Consider the following 17,197-nt stretch of genomic DNA (forward strand, 5'->3'; position numbering starts at 1 on the left):
AGCTTGTCGGCCAGGCCGGCGTAATAGCGAAGCACCCGGGCGCTGTTATCGATATCGGCAAGTGCTTCGCGGCGGAGGTGGCCCACGTCGGCGACCTCGATATCGGCGAGTTCCTCACGGTGCTGAACGATCGCATCGGCCCAGGCCGTGAGCATCCTCGCCCGGACCTCCGGCGCTGTCCGCCGCCACACCTTCTCATACGCAGCCCTGGCCCCGGCGACCACCGCATCGATCTCCGCCGCACCAGCCTCAAACAGTGTGCCAATAACAGTCCCCGTAGCCGGATTAAAGATCTCCATCTCATGCCCACCGACAGGAACGCCCACCCCCTCAGCCGAAATAACCCCGATCCGAACCGGCCTTCCACCCAACGCAACAGCGGACTCTTCCTGCATCTTGGCCTCCATTTTTCGCGATCTCCTTCACGGGGCTGGGTCAGCCCCCGGTTAGCCCAGTCCGGCCTGACTTAGCCATCATTTAACACAGTTCTGGTATAGGTAAGCGCAGCTCACTCGTTTCCTCGCTTAGGAATCTCAATACCGTGGAGCACTCCCATTCGCTCGAAGTGGCCGTAGATTCGATCAACGTATTTGCCGAAGTCGGGCGATTCGACGAGCGCGAGGGGGCGCGGGCGCGGGAGATCGACGACTATTTCGTCCACTACCTCGCCTGGGCTTGGGCTCATCACGAAAATCCGGTCGGAGAGACCCACAGCCTCTTCAACACTATGGGTGATGAAAAGAACAGTCGGCCTGTTACGCAGCCAGAGCGATTCAAGGTCGGCCCTCACCTGGAGACGGGTAAGAGCATCCAGCGCCCCGAAAGGCTCGTCAAGCAAAAGCAGCGATGGCTCGTGGACGATTGTGCGGATGAGCGACACCCTTTGACGCATGCCACCGGACAACTGGCGCGGGTATTTGTCGATCGCCTTTTCAAGGTGGAGTTGCTTAAACAACTCTGTCGCCCGGGACCGCAGTTCCTTCTTATCCAAACGACGTATGTCAGCCTGAATAAGAACGTTGTCCATCGCAGTCCGGAAGTCCAGCAGGAGGTGGTCCTGGAAGGCAATTCCGATGTCGGTGAAGGGCTTGTTCACTGATGTTCCGCCTACACGGATATCCCCTTCGGATCTGTCCAGGAGCCCAGCGACCATGAGCATTAGTGTGCTCTTTCCGCAGCCGGATGGGCCGACTATCGAAATGAATTCGCCAGGTTTAACGTCCATCGAAACGGGCCTGAGCGCCTCAAAGGATTTGCCTGCCTGAGTGGTGAACGTTTTGGCGACGCCTTCTATGGCTATGGGCAGACCTGCCGCCCTTGTCTGCAGTGCTGTGTCGTTCATTGGTGTGCCTTTCTCTGATCCGTGCGCGTGGGGCTCTGAATTCTTCTGGCTCAGCCAACCCGGGCGAGACTATGTTTTAGGTCTTGACTCCTGGTTGCGTGCACTTGGCTGACCGGGTGTCAGGCGCCTGCTACTACCGGCCAGCCCAGAGAACCTACTTGCAGCTCGTCAGTTCAGACTCCGGGGGCAGGAAGTCGTAGGAGACGGATTTGGCCGTGTCCAGAGGAGCCGGCAGGAGCTTGGCCCGGGTCAAAAGGTCGTTACTCTGCTGCCAGTGTGCGGCCTCTGCGCGACCGATGACTTTTGCATCCGCGGCACACAGCAGGGGGAGCAGGAACTTGAGTTCGGCGCGAACTGTGCCGTCGACAGAGTCCGGCAGAAGCTGCTTGACTGCCTCTACTGCGTGTTCGGGGTTATCGCGCGCAGAAGCCAAACCTTCGAGGCTCGCGGAAACGAATTTCTTTACCGCTTCAGGGTTCTTTTCGGCGTAGCTTTGAGTGGTGAAGATTGAATGTGCTACGGGCGAGACGCCGTAGTCAGCGAACAAAAAGTTCTTGAACTTAGCCTTTTGCTGTTCGAGTGACACGGCAGTGTCTTGCCCCCCGACGATTGCGTCAACGTTTCCCTGGAGCAGTGCCGCTGGCATGGAGGCAAATGGAACATTCGATATGGTCACGTCCGACTCGGTGAGACCGTTCGCTTCGAGGAATAGGGGGAAAAGGAAAGCATGCGCACTGCCCTGAGGAACCGCGACGGTTTTTCCCTTGAGATCCTGGACAGCGTTGATCCCGGTTGACTCCATGACCTGCATTGCAATGTTGGTCACCTGGTTCATAGTTGCAACGATGACAAGCGGAGCGCCCTTTTGGATCTGCTGGCTGATAGGCACGGCGTCCGCGATCCCAATGTCTGCCTGACCGTTAGCCACGAGCTGAACGGCCGTCCCGGATCCTGTCCCCTGCTCAATTTTTGCATCTATTCCGGCGGCCTTGTAGAGGCCATCCGTCTGGGCGACTGCGAAGCCCGCAGTTGAGGCTGACCAGGACCAGTGCATTTGAAAACGGACCGGGGTTTCACTGCCGCCGCCGCTGGCTGTGGGCGCGGAGCATCCGGAGAGCAGCATCGCTCCCGCTGCGATCGCAGTTGCGACCAATTTACTGATGCGTCTTTGCATGATGCTTCCTTTGAACGTTGGTTGCCAAATATGGATAGGTAGGTCAGGTCTGGTTCTTAGCCGGCGCGGCGCTGCCAAGGCGTCAGGAGCCATTCGACACCCTCCACCAGGTAGTTAAGGAGCACCCCGATGACAGTAAGGATTACGAGGATGGCGAACATGTATTCCGTGTCCATCGCACCGCTTGCACGCAGCAGCGCGTAACCCAGACCGCTGTTTGATCCAAGAAACTCCGCGACAAGTGCACCTGTGATCGCGATGGTTGCGGAAGTCTTGATCCCGGAAAAGATCACAGGGAGAGCGGCAGGAAACCGCAGCGCCCAGAATGTTTGCCACCGACTCGCACCCATGGAACGCGTCAAGTACAGGAGCCTGTCATCAAGAATCCTGAATCCGCTGATGCTGGCCATAAGCAACGGAAAGAATGTTATGAGAACGACCAAAGCGACCTTGGTGTTCAGGCTAAATCCGAGCCATACCAGGAGCAGTGGTGCGACGGCGATTTTTGGCACCAACTGCAGCACTATCACCGGCGGGTAAACCAGCTGCTTGGCGGTTCGTGAGAGAGCGATGACCAAACCAAGGGGAATGCCAATCACGATGCTTAGCAATAGTCCGACAACGAGCACAACGAGAGTGGATTGCGTGTGAACCCAGAGACTGTTTGCGTCCGTGAAGAGACGTTCGAACACGGCAAGAGGTCCGGGGAGAAGGTACGCAGGAATTTTGAATAGCTCCACTGCGGCGGCCCAGGCCAAAACGATCGCCACGAACACCAGGGGCGGCAACGAGGACCAAGCAATGGAACCGATCCTTCGCCGTGTGGCGGAAGTTTCCTGCGTTTTGGGCTGGCCCATTCCCGGTGCTGTCAGGGCAACGCCCCCGGATGCTGTTTGGCTAGGCCGATCGGCCGTAAGGTTTTTTCTCTGCATGTACCTTCTCCTCCTTGAGTGGAACACGAAACCACTATCTGACCCATGGCTGCCTGATAGCAGACATGCCTCGAGTACCAACGAAAGGGGGTGACGTCGGGGCCCTTCGGCCCGTGATGCGGTGACTTCTTACGTAATTCTGAACTCTCCATGGACTATGGGGGTCCTAGTCAGCCGTGCTATGGAACACACGGTATCCTGCATTGTGGGACTTAGTCAATGAAAAAATCCAAGTCCCGGAGCTGTCCACGAAGGCAGACTTCCTCGGTCGACGGAATACCGGTCCATCAGGGACCCCGCGTGACGCTGGACTGCTCGCCACGGTCCGCTGATCATCGAGGCCTGCAGATTCGCCAAATGGACCCCTTGTTGCTGGCCAGCCACGGCGTCCGCGAGCAACTGGTGGACAAGATCGGGCACTCGGCAATTCAACTGACCCCATTTCTTAATGCAGTCCTACGCCTCGGTGATGCCCACGATCCCCGGAGGGATCAAAAAAGGCGGAAACCTCACGATTGACCAAGTCTCACATGGTGGGATACATTCGCTAGGCCACCCATCTGTGGAACGGCCCAAGCCAGGATTGGCGCGGCTACACGATCTAGGCCAATCTCAGCTAACCGGACGATGCAAGCCTTGAGGGAGATTGCAAGGTTGAGGACGAAGATGTCGAAAAGTCTGCTGTGACGCCGGGCGGAGGAGATGCTCGCATGGGGGTTATCAAAGCGAAGGGTGGCGATCCCATGAGGGTGGTTCAGATTCCATACCTTCTTGCTGAGGACGGCCGGCACCGGGCCGGGGAAGCGCGCCAATCCAGAAACGCAGCCAAAAACGATTCAGCCAAGTAACCGACAAAGAACGGCAAAGAAGTATGACCGCAACAAGCCAATCAGAGCGTGCACAGCAATTGAAAGAGCTGCACGAGGCCCCGGACATTCTGCGGGTTGTTAACGTGTGGGATGCCGTTAGCGCAGCAACCGTCGCGGCGCTGCCGGAGACGAAAGCGATCGCTACTGCTGGCCACTCTATCGCCGCGATGTACGGTTACGCCGACGGCACGATGCCCCTGGAGTTGGCCCTGGCAGGAGTCAAGACAATCGTGGACGCGGTTGACCTTCCCGTCACTGCCGACCTTGATGACGGTTACTACAACCCCGCGGAGACGATCCGCAGGGCTATCGGTCTGGGCATTGTAGGAGCCAATGTGGAAGATAGGCTTCGACCTTTCGATGAAGCTGTCGCGCGCGTGCACGCCATCATTGCCGCGGCCAACGATGAAGGCATCGCGTTCCAGCTGAACGCCCGCACGGACGCGATCATGCTGGGCGGTGACCGCCCTATCAAGGACAGCATCGATGACGCTGTGGCACGGGGCCGAGCGTTCCTCGACGCCGGTGCCGCGTTGGTGTTCGTTCCGGGAGCACGAACCCGCGAGGTCATCGAGCCCCTGGTCGACGGACTGGGGAGAGGAAAGCTATCAGTGGGCGGCGGTGCACCGGGGGCCCTGCCCGCTACCGAAATGCAAGAACTTGGCGTGGCCCGTGTCTCGTATGGCCCCTTCACTCAACGTGTCGCCCTGCGCGCGCTTCGGGATCTCGCCACCGACCTGTACGCGGGAGGTGTCATTCCAGCCGACACGCCACCCCTGAACTAAGTACGCGACAACCTATGCTGTGGGCCACCCGAGGACTTGTCGTGCCAGGCCGGTTACGAGTGATCAAAGACTGACACAGGGGGGAAATATGGCCCGGAAATCACTCGTGGGGGTTGTTGCAGACGAGCTCCTCGATCGGATCATTGCCGGGGACTTTCCACCTGGATCCTGCGTGCCTGGAGAGCGTGAACTCGGCGCCAAACACGGCGTGAGCCGCATAACCGTGCGCGAGGCCATGAAAACCCTGGAAGCGCAGCGGATCCTCAGCGTGGAACGCGGCCGCGGGACATTTGTGAACCCGTTGGACCGCTGGGCTTCGCTGGAAGCTGTCCTCCGTGCCGCATCGGAGGGCCAGAATGACGCCGACTCCTCCGTGCAGCTCATCGAACTGCGCCGAATGCTCGAAAGCGGGGCCTGCGGACTCACGGCCGCCCGGATCAGCGATGGAGGGATCCAACAACTGTTCGGCTATGTCGCTGCGATGCGGGCAGCCCACGAGGTCAATGACGTAGCAGCCTTTGTGGCGGCTGACCTGGCCTTCCACGACCTGATCCTCAGGGCGTCAGAGAACGTGTTTGTGCAGGTCCTCTTCGAGTCGCTCCACCGGGTGCTGGAAAAGCGCCGGGCCGAAACATCTGCCGTGCCAACCATCCAAGAGAACGCCATCGGGCATCACCGGAACATTGCCGAGGCGCTGGAATCGCGCAACCCGGGCCGGTCCCGCGAAGCCATGGACGCGCACATGCAACAAACACTTGATGACCTCAAGAACCTGATCCTTCAGGCACCGTAGTACTACATCTGAAAGCTACATGACGGCAGGGGCGGGCACAATGCGTGAGCGCTTTGCGTGAAACAGTCAGGCCTTGGCCTCAAAGGCGGGTCCCAGGGCATCGCCGAGTACACTACCACCCAGTACATCGCCATCGTCCACCCCTACGCCGCCGGGCCCGTGGCGGCACGACAACAAGGAGAGCACAGTGTCCGCGACTCAATGGAATGACGTGGCCGGTTCCCTAGCGGAGTTCGACGACCATGACGAGGTTGGCGACATTACCGTGCACACGATGAGCCACCCGGCCGGAGTCTGACGTGGCAACCGCCAGCCAGGCAGTAGGATTCCGCTCAGAACGGGGGCCGATCCTCATCGCCCTAATGATGGCCACAGGGCTCGTCGCCATTGACTCCACCATCGTAGCCACGGCCGTCCCGTCCATCGTCAGGGATGTCGGCGGATTCTCATCATTCCCATGGCTCTTTTCGGCCTACCTGCTGGCCCAGGCGGTCTCCGTACCCATCTACGGCAAGCTCTCGGACATGGTAGGCCGCAAGCCGATCATCCTGGCGGGAATCGGCCTGTTCCTGCTCGGGTCGGTCCTCTGCGGTGTCGCTTGGAGCATGCCAACCCTAATCGCTTTCCGGGCGCTCCAAGGACTAGGCGCCGGCGCGGTGCTGCCGGTGTCCATGACCATCGCCGGCGACATTTACTCGCTAGAGGAGCGGGCCAAGGTCCAGGGCTACCTGGCCAGCGTTTGGGCGCTCTCCTCAGTGGTAGGGCCGACCCTTGGCGGCATTTTCTCCTCACTGGGGATTTGGCGCGGCATCTTCCTGGTTAACATTCCTCTGTGTCTCCTGGCGGGGTGGATGCTGTTCCGTACCCTGCAAGAGAACGTGGAGCGCATCAAACACCGGGTGGACTATGCCGGTGCGGCCCTTCTGGCGGTCTCACTCACCTTGCTGATTCTTGGAGCCCTCCAGGGCGGTCAGGCGTGGGCATGGCTTTCACCCATCAGCATCAGCGTCTTCAGTGTGGGGGCTGTGCTCCTGATCCTTTTCCTCCTGGTGGAGCGGCGGGCGGCGGAGCCTGTACTGCCGCCATGGGTGGTGTCCCGGCGCCTCCTTGGGACTACAGCGCTGGTGTCCCTGGGCGTCGGGGCAGTCATGATCGGGCTGACCTCCTACGTGCCCACTTTCTTGGAAGGCGCTTTATCCACCTCGCCTCTAATAGCCGGTCTGGCACTCGCAGCTCTCACCGTAGGGTGGCCGATCAGCGCCTCGCAGGCCGGCCGATTTTACCTGCGCATCGGCTTCAAGGCGACGGCACTGATCGGTATTTCCGTCACCGTGGCGGGCCTCGCGGTTCTGACCCTCACTTCGGCTGCTCCCAACGTGCCGTTGATCGCCGCGAGTTGCTTCGTCGTCGGCCTTGGGCTGGGGCTGGTGGCCACGCCCGCCCTCATCGCTGCCCAGTCCAGCGTCCCGTGGAATGAGCGCGGCGTGGTGACCAGTACAAACATGTTCGCCCGGTCCATCGGCAGCGCCCTCGGCGTGGCTGTGTTCGGCGCCATAGCCAACTCTGTTTACGCGAACACGACAGGAGCCGTGGACGAGGTGCCGGCCATCATGGCCGCTTCAGGCGCGGTCTTCGTGGCGGCTCTGGCAGCAGGCATCCTCACGGTGGCGGCAGTGCTGGCAATGCCCGCCGTTAAGCCGGGCGAGGGAAGGCCACGTTGGGAGCAGCCGGACCCCAGCGGCTCGGAAGACAGCCGCAGCAGCACCTGATACCTCTGGTCGTCGAGGACTGCGGCTTCGCCCAGGCCGAATGACTGCTCCCCCATCGGGCTGGCCGGAACCACTCAATCGCGGCAGTTCTCCAGCTGGGACCTTTTTCCTTTCCATCGTGTCAGACCACGATCACGTGCTTCTCGTCCGGCAGCCCGACTACAGCTCTCCCCCATCGCTCTGGATCCTCATTCCACTCACGCGATTGCCCCGCAGTGTCGAACGGAACGAGACTGAGTACGTCCGGACGCAGACAGGCGATGAGCTGTGACACTTGAAATGGAGTTGAGGGGTCCCCGGTCCATGCAGCACGAGCGTGGGGGTTCTTGATCTCTTCGGCCCATTTCAGCCAATCCATGTGTGCAAACTCGATGGGATCCTGCAACCCCGCGAGCCACCGCATCGTAGGCGTTGCAGCATTCGTAGACCTAGCGTTGCAACACTTCAGCGGACGCCGTGACTGTGCGCCAGGGCGATGGCCTCTGCGCGTGAGTGGACGTTCAGCTTTCTGAAGAGGTTAGGCACGTGAAACTTAACTGTGTTTTCGCTCCGTTGTGACCCTGAAAACCGCAGCCCGGTCCTTGATGACGCCGACACGCTTGGGCTCAGCTCCTGGCACTGGATCTTCAACAGTTCAGGGCTGCCCCCTGTGCTCCCAGGGATCTGGCTTCTTCTGACTTTGCCTGACCGTCGGCATGGTCCGAAACATCCCCACATAGTGGGCTTGGATCAGCTATGTACGGACCAAACGGCAGGCCGTCGTCGGAGTCCCGTCATCAACGCCCTGGCATCCGCTGGGGTTCTTCGGGTCTCAGCGGAGTTAATCACAAGTCGGCAGCAAGACAGCGGTAGCTCCCGGACACGCTGGCCCCGCACCTCCTCAAAGCGGCGCCAGCGTCGCCGCATCACGGCCAGCACCCAAACGAGCAGCCGCCATGTATGGCCGTCCCAGACCAAACGGATGATGCCAAACACCAGAAGGACTCCCGCATTGGTATTGCACCAGTCTCATAATGCAGGATATGGTCACTACAACCTCAATGAGCTGCACGCCCCGTCACAGTTCTAGCGCAGGGCACCGCGCCAGGGCATTGAGCGCAATAATTCCTTCTCGCAACGGTCGTCCCGGCGAAGAAGGATCAGTTCACAACACACCGTCGTGTTCGCGCGACTGCACACTGAACACTAAGTCAAAGGTAGTGATACCCATGTCCGAACAGAGTCGATCGAAGTGTGAAGCTCGCACTCCCAGCCCAGCAGACCATGCTCGCATCAACAGAGCCGTCCCGGATCGGGCCTTGCTCTCTCTCACCCACCAGCACTCCGCCGCCGCTTCCTGCCAGGCCCCAGAGCCGGCAGCACGTCCGGAAGGTGCCGTCCGATGACCACGCATGTCAATGCGAGCCAGCGGCTCGACAATCTCCCGATCGGGAAGTTTCACCGGCGCATGGCGCTGCTGGTTGGTTTGGGCCTGTTCTTCGACTCATTCGACAACACGCTTTCATCCGCGGTGCTGGCATCGATGCTGCCTACGGGCTTCTCCACGCTTGAACTGAACTCGTTCTTTCTGTCGGCCACGTTTGCGGGCCTGGCGATCGGAGCGGCCTTCTCCGGCTGGCTCAGCGACCGGATCGGACGCGGTTTCGCTTTCCAGTTCAGCCTGGGGCTCTTCGGAATCCTGGCTGTTGCCGCGGCCTTTGCACCCACCATGGAGGTCCTGATCGGCATGCGATTCCTGATGGCCATCGGGATGGGCGCTGAATACGTGATCTGCTACGGCATGATCACCGAGTTCTTTCCGTGCGACCACCGAGGCAGGTACCTCGGCCTGCTCGGGGTCTTCGGCGGATTCGGCGTCTCGCTGTCTTCGCTTGTCGGATTCTTGGTCATTCCGGCGTTTTCCTGGCGGGCGATGTTTATTATCGGGGGTGTGGGGGCCCTGATCGCATGGTGGCTGCGCCGGGGCATGCCGGAGTCGCCGCGTTGGCTCGAGTCACGTGGCCGGCACGAAGAAGCGGAAGCTGTCCTCCAGAGCATCGAGAGGGAGTCGGGCGTTTCGAGCCCGAAGACCAGCCCGATTGCGGTCACCAGCGAGGCTGGTGTCACGGATCAGAAAGCTAAGTATGTGCCGATTACGGTGCTGTTCTCGCGCTCCGTGATCCGGCGGACCTTGCTGGCTCTGGTCTTGACCGTCATCTGCCTGTTCGGTTCATACTCCGTCACCGGCTGGATGCCCACGTTCTTCGTCAAGCAGGGAATGACCATTACATCGTCCCTGGGGTTCAACGCGGCCATCATGTCCGGCTACGTCGCAGGTCCACTGCTGTGCATGCTGCTGGCTGACCGCCTCGGACGCCGCCGAAGCATTGTGCTCTCGGGGACGCTCGCGGCGATCGTCGCCGGCATCTACCCGTTCATGACGGAGCCGGCCCTGATCATCGCCGTCGGCTTCGTCCTGGTAGCCATGGCCGCGTCGTTCCTGACCATGTGCCTCGGGACCGTTCCGGAATTCTTCCCGACCGCTTTCCGCTTCCGTGGTGGCGGCCTTGCTCAGACCGTAGGTCGCGTCTGCTTGATTGCCTCCCCCTTCATCGTCCTGGGGCTGTTCAACAGCTTTGGGATTGTCGGGGTGATCCTGACAGTTTCGGGCTTCTATGTCGCAGCTACCACCCTCTATGCGGTCGCCCGCGTGGACACGTCTGCTGAGGCGTTGGCGCAGATCGCTCCGGCTGGTGACACCGCTGATGCGCTGGAGGAGCCAAAGGCCCGCGCTTAACCAAGGCGGAAGCCGGATCCGTTACCGCCGGCTCACCTGGCGGAAAGGGATCGGCAGCTCCGCCCGCGCGGTTAAACATCCGCCGGATAAGGCCTGACGTCCTCGGCCCGGACTAACCGGTCCGAGGACGTCAGATCCATCTAGTCAACGACACGCCTCCACGTGCAGCGCCACCAAGGATTGTGCCACGATCGATTTGAAGTGGCCCTTCCACTGGTCAGCCAATAAGGCTTCACAAAACATGCACTCCCGGCGTCGCCGACACCGTCCATCTCCTGACCATCGACCGACGGCGGTGCTTCCCCATCGTTCCGGAACGATACAACCAACGACGTATAGCCGCAGCGCACGGCCACCGCCACCCCGCGAAGAGCGCCGGCCCGCTTTCCGCCCATCCCGTTAATATGGAATGCCCAGGCATTCGGCTTTGTCGGCGCTTCCGCCGGTTCGAACCTCCAGTCGGGCGCAGAGCCCGCCCATACATCTCGCTCGCCACCATTCAGTCAAGCGCGCCCAACACCGAGCTCATATTCCGCGGCTGCCACCTTAATGAAGGCCTAGCCCTCGCCCTCCCCCACGTGAACGTCACCCCATTGTGCACCTCCGACGTCGACACTCATCTGCCATTTGTCCGACCCAACCCTTGACCCGGCCTTTAGTCCTGCCCGCCGACTCTCATGCAGCGCGAAAAGACGCTACGGGTCCCCTGCCACAGCCATAGCATGCCCTCGCCCCGCCGCCCCATGACCAATTGTCGCCTCCTTGCAGCGCTTCGGGATGCGATTTAAAGCGGATGCGGCGGGTGTCCACACCACCGGAATTTTGTCCCCGCACTGAGCCAGAAATGCCTCTGAACTGGGAAAATACTGCACCAGTAGGAGGGATTCAGTCCCACACACCAGCATCCGGTGGGTTCGGGAATTGCGCCGGCTTCACACCAACGTACATGCGCCCCTCAAGCCCTTCGTGCCGGGGAGCAATAACTGGCAGGGCATCTATCGAAGTGGCAATCCGACCCCCTCATTCGTGTGGTCGCTGCCTGGCCTGGCAAACATCTCAACGGGCGGTCATGTCGGCACGGTGCGCGGCTCCCATGGAGAGGTAACAGCGCAAACACCACTCAGAAGGTGCACGGCATGCACGATCTTCCAGCCGCAGGCACACCGAACTCTTCAGCCGGAGTTAGGGCACTCGACGGCACGATTGTCTCCAGCCCCCAGCACTCTCCCCCGCCCAGGTCCCCAGGTCATGTACCCCCGGGATGGCCAGACGCATGAACTGCTATCAGCCACAAAGTCTGCGGAAAGGGATCACGATGCAAGCCGAACAGCCGCACGCCACCCGAGAGTGTGCACAATGTGCACGCTCCTTTGGCCGGACAAACACGCGATGAGCGCACTTTGCCTGGCCCGCGGGAAGCAGCTATCCAAAAAAGATCCTGGAAGCCAGGTTGCTTTGGTCATGTCGTCAACACAACCCGTAGTAATGAATGAGTGATGGCCAACCACGGCCACGAGAGCAACCTTGAAAGGAGACAGATAGCCCCAGATACAAGCAGGCGGAGGGCCCGCCAGCCAGGACCCTACCCCGCCACCCACACAACTTCACAGGCCACCGCGGCGCCAGGCACAGACCGCGGCCAGTGTCAAAGGGACCCGCGGAGGGTCAATGTCAACACATTAATAGCAAAAACCCCTCTGACGAGGGGAAATGCGTGCCCGAGGTGGGACTCGAACTGCATTCCAACCCCTGCAAACACTGGGCACCCGCGGAAACATACGGAATCCGACCCGATCCGACCCCTGTACGACCCAGTCCGACGCCAAAAGTGTGCACATTGTGCACACCCCAAAATTCGACGTTTTGCGCAGCTCCAAACAAGAACCGCGTCCCTGCTGAGGGAACGCGGTTCGTCTTTGCGTTGGCAACACTGCGACAACATACGGTCTCGTTCTGGGTGAGGCCTTCCGCCCGGTAGGAAGCACTCACCCACTGGCACACACGACAGTCAACAATGAAAAACGTCATCGCGGCGACACCTCCTTCACCCATCTCATGAGCTTTCAGGCACACACCCACATGACCACCCCAAACGCTTTTGCCATGCGCCTTCGCAGCAAGACGAGCGTCAGCTGCGTCAGAGGCGTGCACCAGGCAGGCGCGTAATCCCTGGTACGGGCGGCGCCGCCCTCCTACGTCGTGGTGAAACCATCGACAGCAGACAACACGCTTGGTCGATGACCGAATCCCAGACCGCACCACTCCACTGCAAACATCAACCGTACGAAAGGCCGGTTATCGGCTCTTAAAGTACGGGAGTAGAAGTAGCTGCGAATACTCCTGTCCGTTCTCATTCCAGATGTCATTTTTCGCGTTCAACGTGTCAGTCTACGGATCCTGGGAAATTCTCAATCAAGCTGTCAGTGCGGTTGCCGCGCTGTGGAGAACCGCAGCTGTGGCGTCGTCCGGCTTGCTTAGGACCTTCGCCGTCACGTTGTGGCTCCTGGTAGCTGGTACCACGAGCATGAGAAATTTCCGGAACTGACAACATGAATGAGAAAGAATCCGCGCGATCTGTCTCATCCAATCTGTCAGTTCCCATGTCGCGACTGACAACTACATTGAGAACGGACAACTCCCCGCGCACAGACCAACCAGGTGTTTTCGCAGATCAGAACCGCTGTGCGGGGCTTGGGAGCCTTCGCCCGTGACATCTGGATTTGCGCAACGAACCTTGCTGCGTGTGGTGGACGACGGGAGGTTTGGCGAAGTGGGACCCTACGCGTTCACACCAGCCGGTGAACGAGTCCGATGACCGGAATCCCTCGGCGCGGGCCTCGACGGTCTTCTAGCCGACGGTGAGGACGTACTCGGTGGGGCCCTCGATGCTGCGATCCGGCCGGAAGCTGAGCGCCCCGTCGGCTCGTTGGAAGTCGGCCGCGGCTTCGAAGACTTACTCGTATTCGGGGAGGATGCGCAGGAGTGCGGTTACGTGGATCACGGCGAACCGTCGACGCCGCTGCGTCTGAAACCGCCCCTCGGTGTCGGGGCGGAACTGGGCGGGGTGACTGTCGTTATAATTCGTGGGTGACCAACCTTGATCCACGCAGCCGGCGCCCGCGCGATGCGGGCGGCATGGTGGGAATGCGAATCCCTTACCAAGGCTTTGGCAATCCAGTGGCCGGAGGGCAGACCATGGCGATCGCACGCGTTTCGGCGGCTCAAGTTGTCTATGAGCGGCTTTGGGAAAAGATCACTACGCTCAGGCTGGCGCCCGGGGAGCGTCTTAACGAGGCGAGCCTGGTGGCCGAGCTCGGGGTGAGCCGCACGCCGATGCGGGAAGCGGTTCGACGGCTGATGTCCGAAGACCTGCTGAACCAGTTGCCCACCGGTGCCGTCATTGTCCGTCCGCTGGATGTGGATCATCTCAAGCAGGTCTACCGGACTCGTTCCGGCCTTGAGCAGGTCATTGTGCGCCAGGCATGCGAGAACATCACCGATGAGCAGATCCGCCAGCTGGAAGTGGTGCTTGAGGCGAACAGGCACCACGTCCGCTTCCCCGACACCACGCTGAAGCTCGGCGCGGACTTTCACAATTTGATTGCCGATGTCGCAGGCAACGAGGTGTGCCGCAGGCTGCTGAACCAGCTTCGGGGCCACACGATCCGCTACCGCACGCTTTCCAACGAGATGCCCGGGCGCCTGGACAACGTGTTTGAAGAGCACGAGGAGCTGATCCAAGCCCTAGAAGCCCGGGACGCGGACCTGGCAGCTTCAATCATGGACCGGCATGTCATGGCAGCGTTCGAATCGGCCCGGAAGGCGGTCAGCCAGAGGTATCCGGCCGCCTAGACGCGTCCAAGGACGCCAAGCTGGCACTGCCACTGCCTGCTGCATTTGGCGCTGTGTCGTGCGGTAGATCGAGGCGCTTCGAAGCTCCATTCCGACATCCCCGGCGTCTGCGTCAACAGTCAGCACACCGGAAGGGCTGCCGAGTCGTGTCCGCCCCTGCGGTCGAATCGGACAGGACATTGGGAATGGTCTGCGGCACCTGGGCGGCCACAGCCAGGCACAGGGCCGTGTGCCGGTGACGGCCCGGGGGCCTGACCCATGGACATCATGCGCACAGACAGATCGTAGGAGCTAACACCTATCCATTCACTGGTGAACGTTAAATAGTCGGCAGGGGCGCGATGATCGCAACCTTGGGGATGGCTAAGGGAACCTCGCTCTCGGGCCGGCCTAGGCCCCATGGCCACGGCGGCCGGGCGTCGGCATCCGGACGCGCCAGAGGCCGGCGGAGACCACCTTGGACAGGGATAAGAGCCCGTCGCCCATCCCGGCCAACTGCCGGCTGTATGGGTCGGGGTGCTCAGGGCGGCCAGTAACAGCGCGCACCCTCACCCCGCTCCCGGGGAGATCATCCTCGCAGATGAACACCCCTTGCTTGTGCCTCCGTCTATGAAACCGCCCGGACCCAGTGCTGCGTCATTTCGTTCTTCTCGCGTCGACACGAACTTGTATACAAGTATCCAATGTGGTTTTATTGTGTTGTCACTCACAGCCGCGACGCTAAGTGCGTTACTAACTAATCAATGGAGATTCAATGGACGTCGAGTTTGAGCATTTATCGACAGCCCCCCTGCTCTTGATCTGCGCGGGCGCGATCGCAGTGTTGCTGTTCCTGATCCTGAAGGTCAAGATGCACGCAGTGGTAGCCCTGCTGATCGTGAGCGTTGCCACGGCCTTCGCGACCCGGATCCCTACAGGATCGATCATGGACCTGCTGCTGGGCGGTCTTGGCGAAACCCTAGGTGACATCGCCTTCCTGATCGCCTTCGGCGTGATGTTCGCGAGGCTCATCGAGTTCAGCGGCGGAACTAAGGTTCTCGTCGACGCTTTGGTAGGCAAACTCGGGGAGAAGCGTGCGCCGCTGGCACTTGGCATCGCTTCGCTGGTATTCGGCATCCCGATCTTCTTCGACGCAGCCTTCCTGGTCATGCTTCCGCTGTATCTGGCCGTCGCCCGCCGCGTAGGTGGCAGCATCCTGCTTTATGTGCTCGGTCCGGCTGCTGCCCTGTCGATGATGCACATGCTGATGCCCCCCCACCCGGGAGTTACGACTGCCACCGTGCTGCTGGGCGCAGACATCGGCCTGGTGATGCTGTTCGGCCTGATCATTGCAGTACCGTCCTGGTACTTGGGCGGGCATCTGCTCGGGGCGCGGATGGGCCGTCGATTCATGATTCCGGTCCCCGAAGCCTTCTCCGGCGGCCCTCAGGTCGACTCGCCGTACACCTCGCCCGGCCGCGAGACACCCGGCAGCAAATATAATGCCGACGCGCCGGCGGCCGGGACATCCGGCGCAACCACCGCCGTCCGCACCGAGACGGAGACTGTGGCTGCCCCGCCTCGCATCTCGACGGTTCTGTCCCTCATCTGCCTTCCACTCGTGTTGATCCTGCTCAACACCGGGACGAGCATGGTGGCCAAGCTCACGCAGACCAAGGACGCACAGTGGGTACAGCTTCTCCAACTCATCGGGTCCGTCCCCATCGCCCTGCTGATCACGGTCGTGGTCGCCAGCTACGTGCTGGGAACCCGCCGCGGCGTGGGCCAGGTGTTTCTCGAAGACATGCTGGACAACGCCCTCAAGCCCATCTGTTCTGTCCTCCTGGTCGTCGGTGCCGGTGGCATGTTCGCTGCCATCCTGGAAGCCAGCGGAATCGGTGATGCCATGGCAGGCGCCCTGGACGCCAGCGGACTCCCGCTCCCCCTGGCACTGTTCCTCATCTGCGGCATCATGAGTGCTGCGGTGGGCAGTACGACTGTCTCGATCACGACGGCCGCCGGCCTGATGGGCGCAACCATCGCGGCCGCTGACCCGAACCCACTCCAACTTGCGGCACTGGTGCTCGTGATGGCGGGCGGGTCCGGGATCCTGCCGCACGTCAACGACGCCGGTTTCTGGCTGATGAGCAGGCTCCTCGGTATGACCGTCTCGGAGACGCTCAAGACCTGGACCGTCGTGAAGACGATGATTGGTGTCTTCGCATCCCTGTTCGCAACCGTTCTCTACCTCATCGCCGGTCTGTGAACCGAAAGGAGCCCTCCATGTCCATCGTTATGATCCACCGTTCCTCACGGGATGATGCAGCCGCCCTCACAGCTGCGCAGGAACTCAGCCGCGAGCGAGGCGAGGACCTCGTCATCATGGCCGCAAGCTCGGGGAGCCACGCCGAGGGCGCAGCCGACCTCGAATACCAAGCCTTCGTCGACCAGGTGCGGCACCACCTCGACAACCGGATTCAATGGCGCGCCGAACTGATTGCTCCCGGCGACGACCCGACCGAAGCGCTCGTCGAACAGGTTCAGGCCATACGCCCTTCTGTGGCGGTCATCGGCACGCACCATCGGTCGGCAGTCGGCAAACTGATCTTCGGCCATGACCTACAACGCCTCCTCATGGACATCGAAGTCCCGATCCTGCTCATTAAGTCCCGCCGCAAATGACCCCCATGTACGTCGGCCTCCGGCTCGGCTAGTGCCCGGCCGTTGGCCGAGACCAGGCTGCGCGACGGGCTGCCGTTCACCGTCGTCACCAAGCTCAGGAACCGCGTCCGCCAGGACGTCTGAGCCCGGGCCGCATCCTGGCGGCGGGGGGCCCCCCCAACCCCCCCCCCGGGGGGGGGGGGGCCCCCCCCCCCCCCCCCCCCCCCCCCCCCCCCCCCCCCCAAAAAAAAAAAAAAAAAAAACC

At 61.2% G+C, this 17,197-nt stretch carries 11 protein-coding genes and 1 pseudogene; 7 read left to right on the plus strand and 5 right to left on the minus strand.

The window, feature by feature from the left end; translation table 11 throughout:
* The 4 genes from J2X42_RS23100 to J2X42_RS23115 form a co-directional block, all read right to left on the minus strand.
* Positions 1-407, minus strand: a 407-nt coding sequence (locus tag J2X42_RS23100; protein ID WP_310168460.1) for an aldehyde dehydrogenase family protein, incomplete at its 3' end; no start/stop codon positions are given.
* Between the two features lie 101 nt (positions 408-508).
* Positions 509-1,342, minus strand: a complete 834-nt coding sequence (locus J2X42_RS23105) for an ABC transporter ATP-binding protein (protein ID WP_310168461.1) — start codon at positions 1,340-1,342, stop codon at positions 509-511.
* Positions 1,343-1,496: 154 nt separating this feature from the next.
* The gene (locus J2X42_RS23110) at positions 1,497-2,516 is read right to left on the minus strand and encodes an ABC transporter substrate-binding protein (protein WP_310168462.1); all 1,020 of its coding nucleotides are present in this window, start codon (positions 2,514-2,516) and stop codon (positions 1,497-1,499) included.
* A 56-nt stretch (positions 2,517-2,572) separates the two neighbouring features.
* Positions 2,573-3,448: an ABC transporter permease gene (locus J2X42_RS23115; protein WP_310168463.1), complete on the minus strand. Its 876-nt coding sequence runs from the start codon at positions 3,446-3,448 to the stop codon at positions 2,573-2,575.
* Positions 3,449-4,319: 871 nt separating this feature from the next.
* On the opposite strand from J2X42_RS23115, the gene J2X42_RS23120 reads away from it, so the two are divergent.
* The 3 genes from J2X42_RS23120 to J2X42_RS23130 all read left to right on the plus strand — a co-directional run bounded on the left by J2X42_RS23120 (position 4,320) and on the right by J2X42_RS23130 (position 7,664).
* Complete coding sequence (locus J2X42_RS23120) at positions 4,320-5,102, plus strand: isocitrate lyase/phosphoenolpyruvate mutase family protein (RefSeq protein WP_310168464.1); 783 nt, start codon at positions 4,320-4,322, stop codon at positions 5,100-5,102.
* A gap of 88 nt (positions 5,103-5,190) precedes the next feature.
* On the plus strand, positions 5,191-5,895 hold the full coding sequence (locus J2X42_RS23125) for a FadR/GntR family transcriptional regulator (RefSeq protein WP_310168465.1): 705 nt from the start codon (positions 5,191-5,193) through the stop codon (positions 5,893-5,895).
* Between the two features lie 299 nt (positions 5,896-6,194).
* Positions 6,195-7,664: an MFS transporter gene (locus J2X42_RS23130; RefSeq protein ID WP_310168466.1), complete on the plus strand. Its 1,470-nt coding sequence runs from the start codon at positions 6,195-6,197 to the stop codon at positions 7,662-7,664.
* 444 nt (positions 7,665-8,108) lie between these two features.
* Here J2X42_RS23130 and J2X42_RS23135 read toward each other — a convergent pair.
* A pseudogene (locus tag J2X42_RS23135) lies at positions 8,109-8,213 on the minus strand (LuxR C-terminal-related transcriptional regulator); the annotation flags it as partial.
* An 832-nt stretch (positions 8,214-9,045) separates the two neighbouring features.
* On the opposite strand from J2X42_RS23135, the gene J2X42_RS23140 reads away from it, so the two are divergent.
* The 4 genes from J2X42_RS23140 to J2X42_RS23155 all read left to right on the plus strand — a co-directional run bounded on the left by J2X42_RS23140 (position 9,046) and on the right by J2X42_RS23155 (position 16,953).
* The gene (locus tag J2X42_RS23140; protein ID WP_310168467.1) at positions 9,046-10,440 is read left to right on the plus strand and encodes an MFS transporter; all 1,395 of its coding nucleotides are present in this window, start codon (positions 9,046-9,048) and stop codon (positions 10,438-10,440) included.
* A 3,087-nt stretch (positions 10,441-13,527) separates the two neighbouring features.
* The gene (locus J2X42_RS23145; RefSeq protein ID WP_310168469.1) at positions 13,528-14,292 is read left to right on the plus strand and encodes a GntR family transcriptional regulator; all 765 of its coding nucleotides are present in this window, start codon (positions 13,528-13,530) and stop codon (positions 14,290-14,292) included.
* Between the two features lie 754 nt (positions 14,293-15,046).
* A complete protein-coding gene (locus J2X42_RS23150; RefSeq protein ID WP_310168470.1) occupies positions 15,047-16,537 on the plus strand; it encodes an SLC13 family permease in 1,491 nt (496 codons plus the stop codon).
* Positions 16,538-16,554: 17 nt separating this feature from the next.
* The gene (locus J2X42_RS23155; protein ID WP_310168471.1) at positions 16,555-16,953 is read left to right on the plus strand and encodes a universal stress protein; all 399 of its coding nucleotides are present in this window, start codon (positions 16,555-16,557) and stop codon (positions 16,951-16,953) included.
* Positions 16,954-17,197 lie beyond the last annotated feature (244 nt).

The organism is Arthrobacter sp. BE255, from assembly GCF_031457335.1.
Taxonomy (GTDB): domain Bacteria; phylum Actinomycetota; class Actinomycetes; order Actinomycetales; family Micrococcaceae; genus Arthrobacter.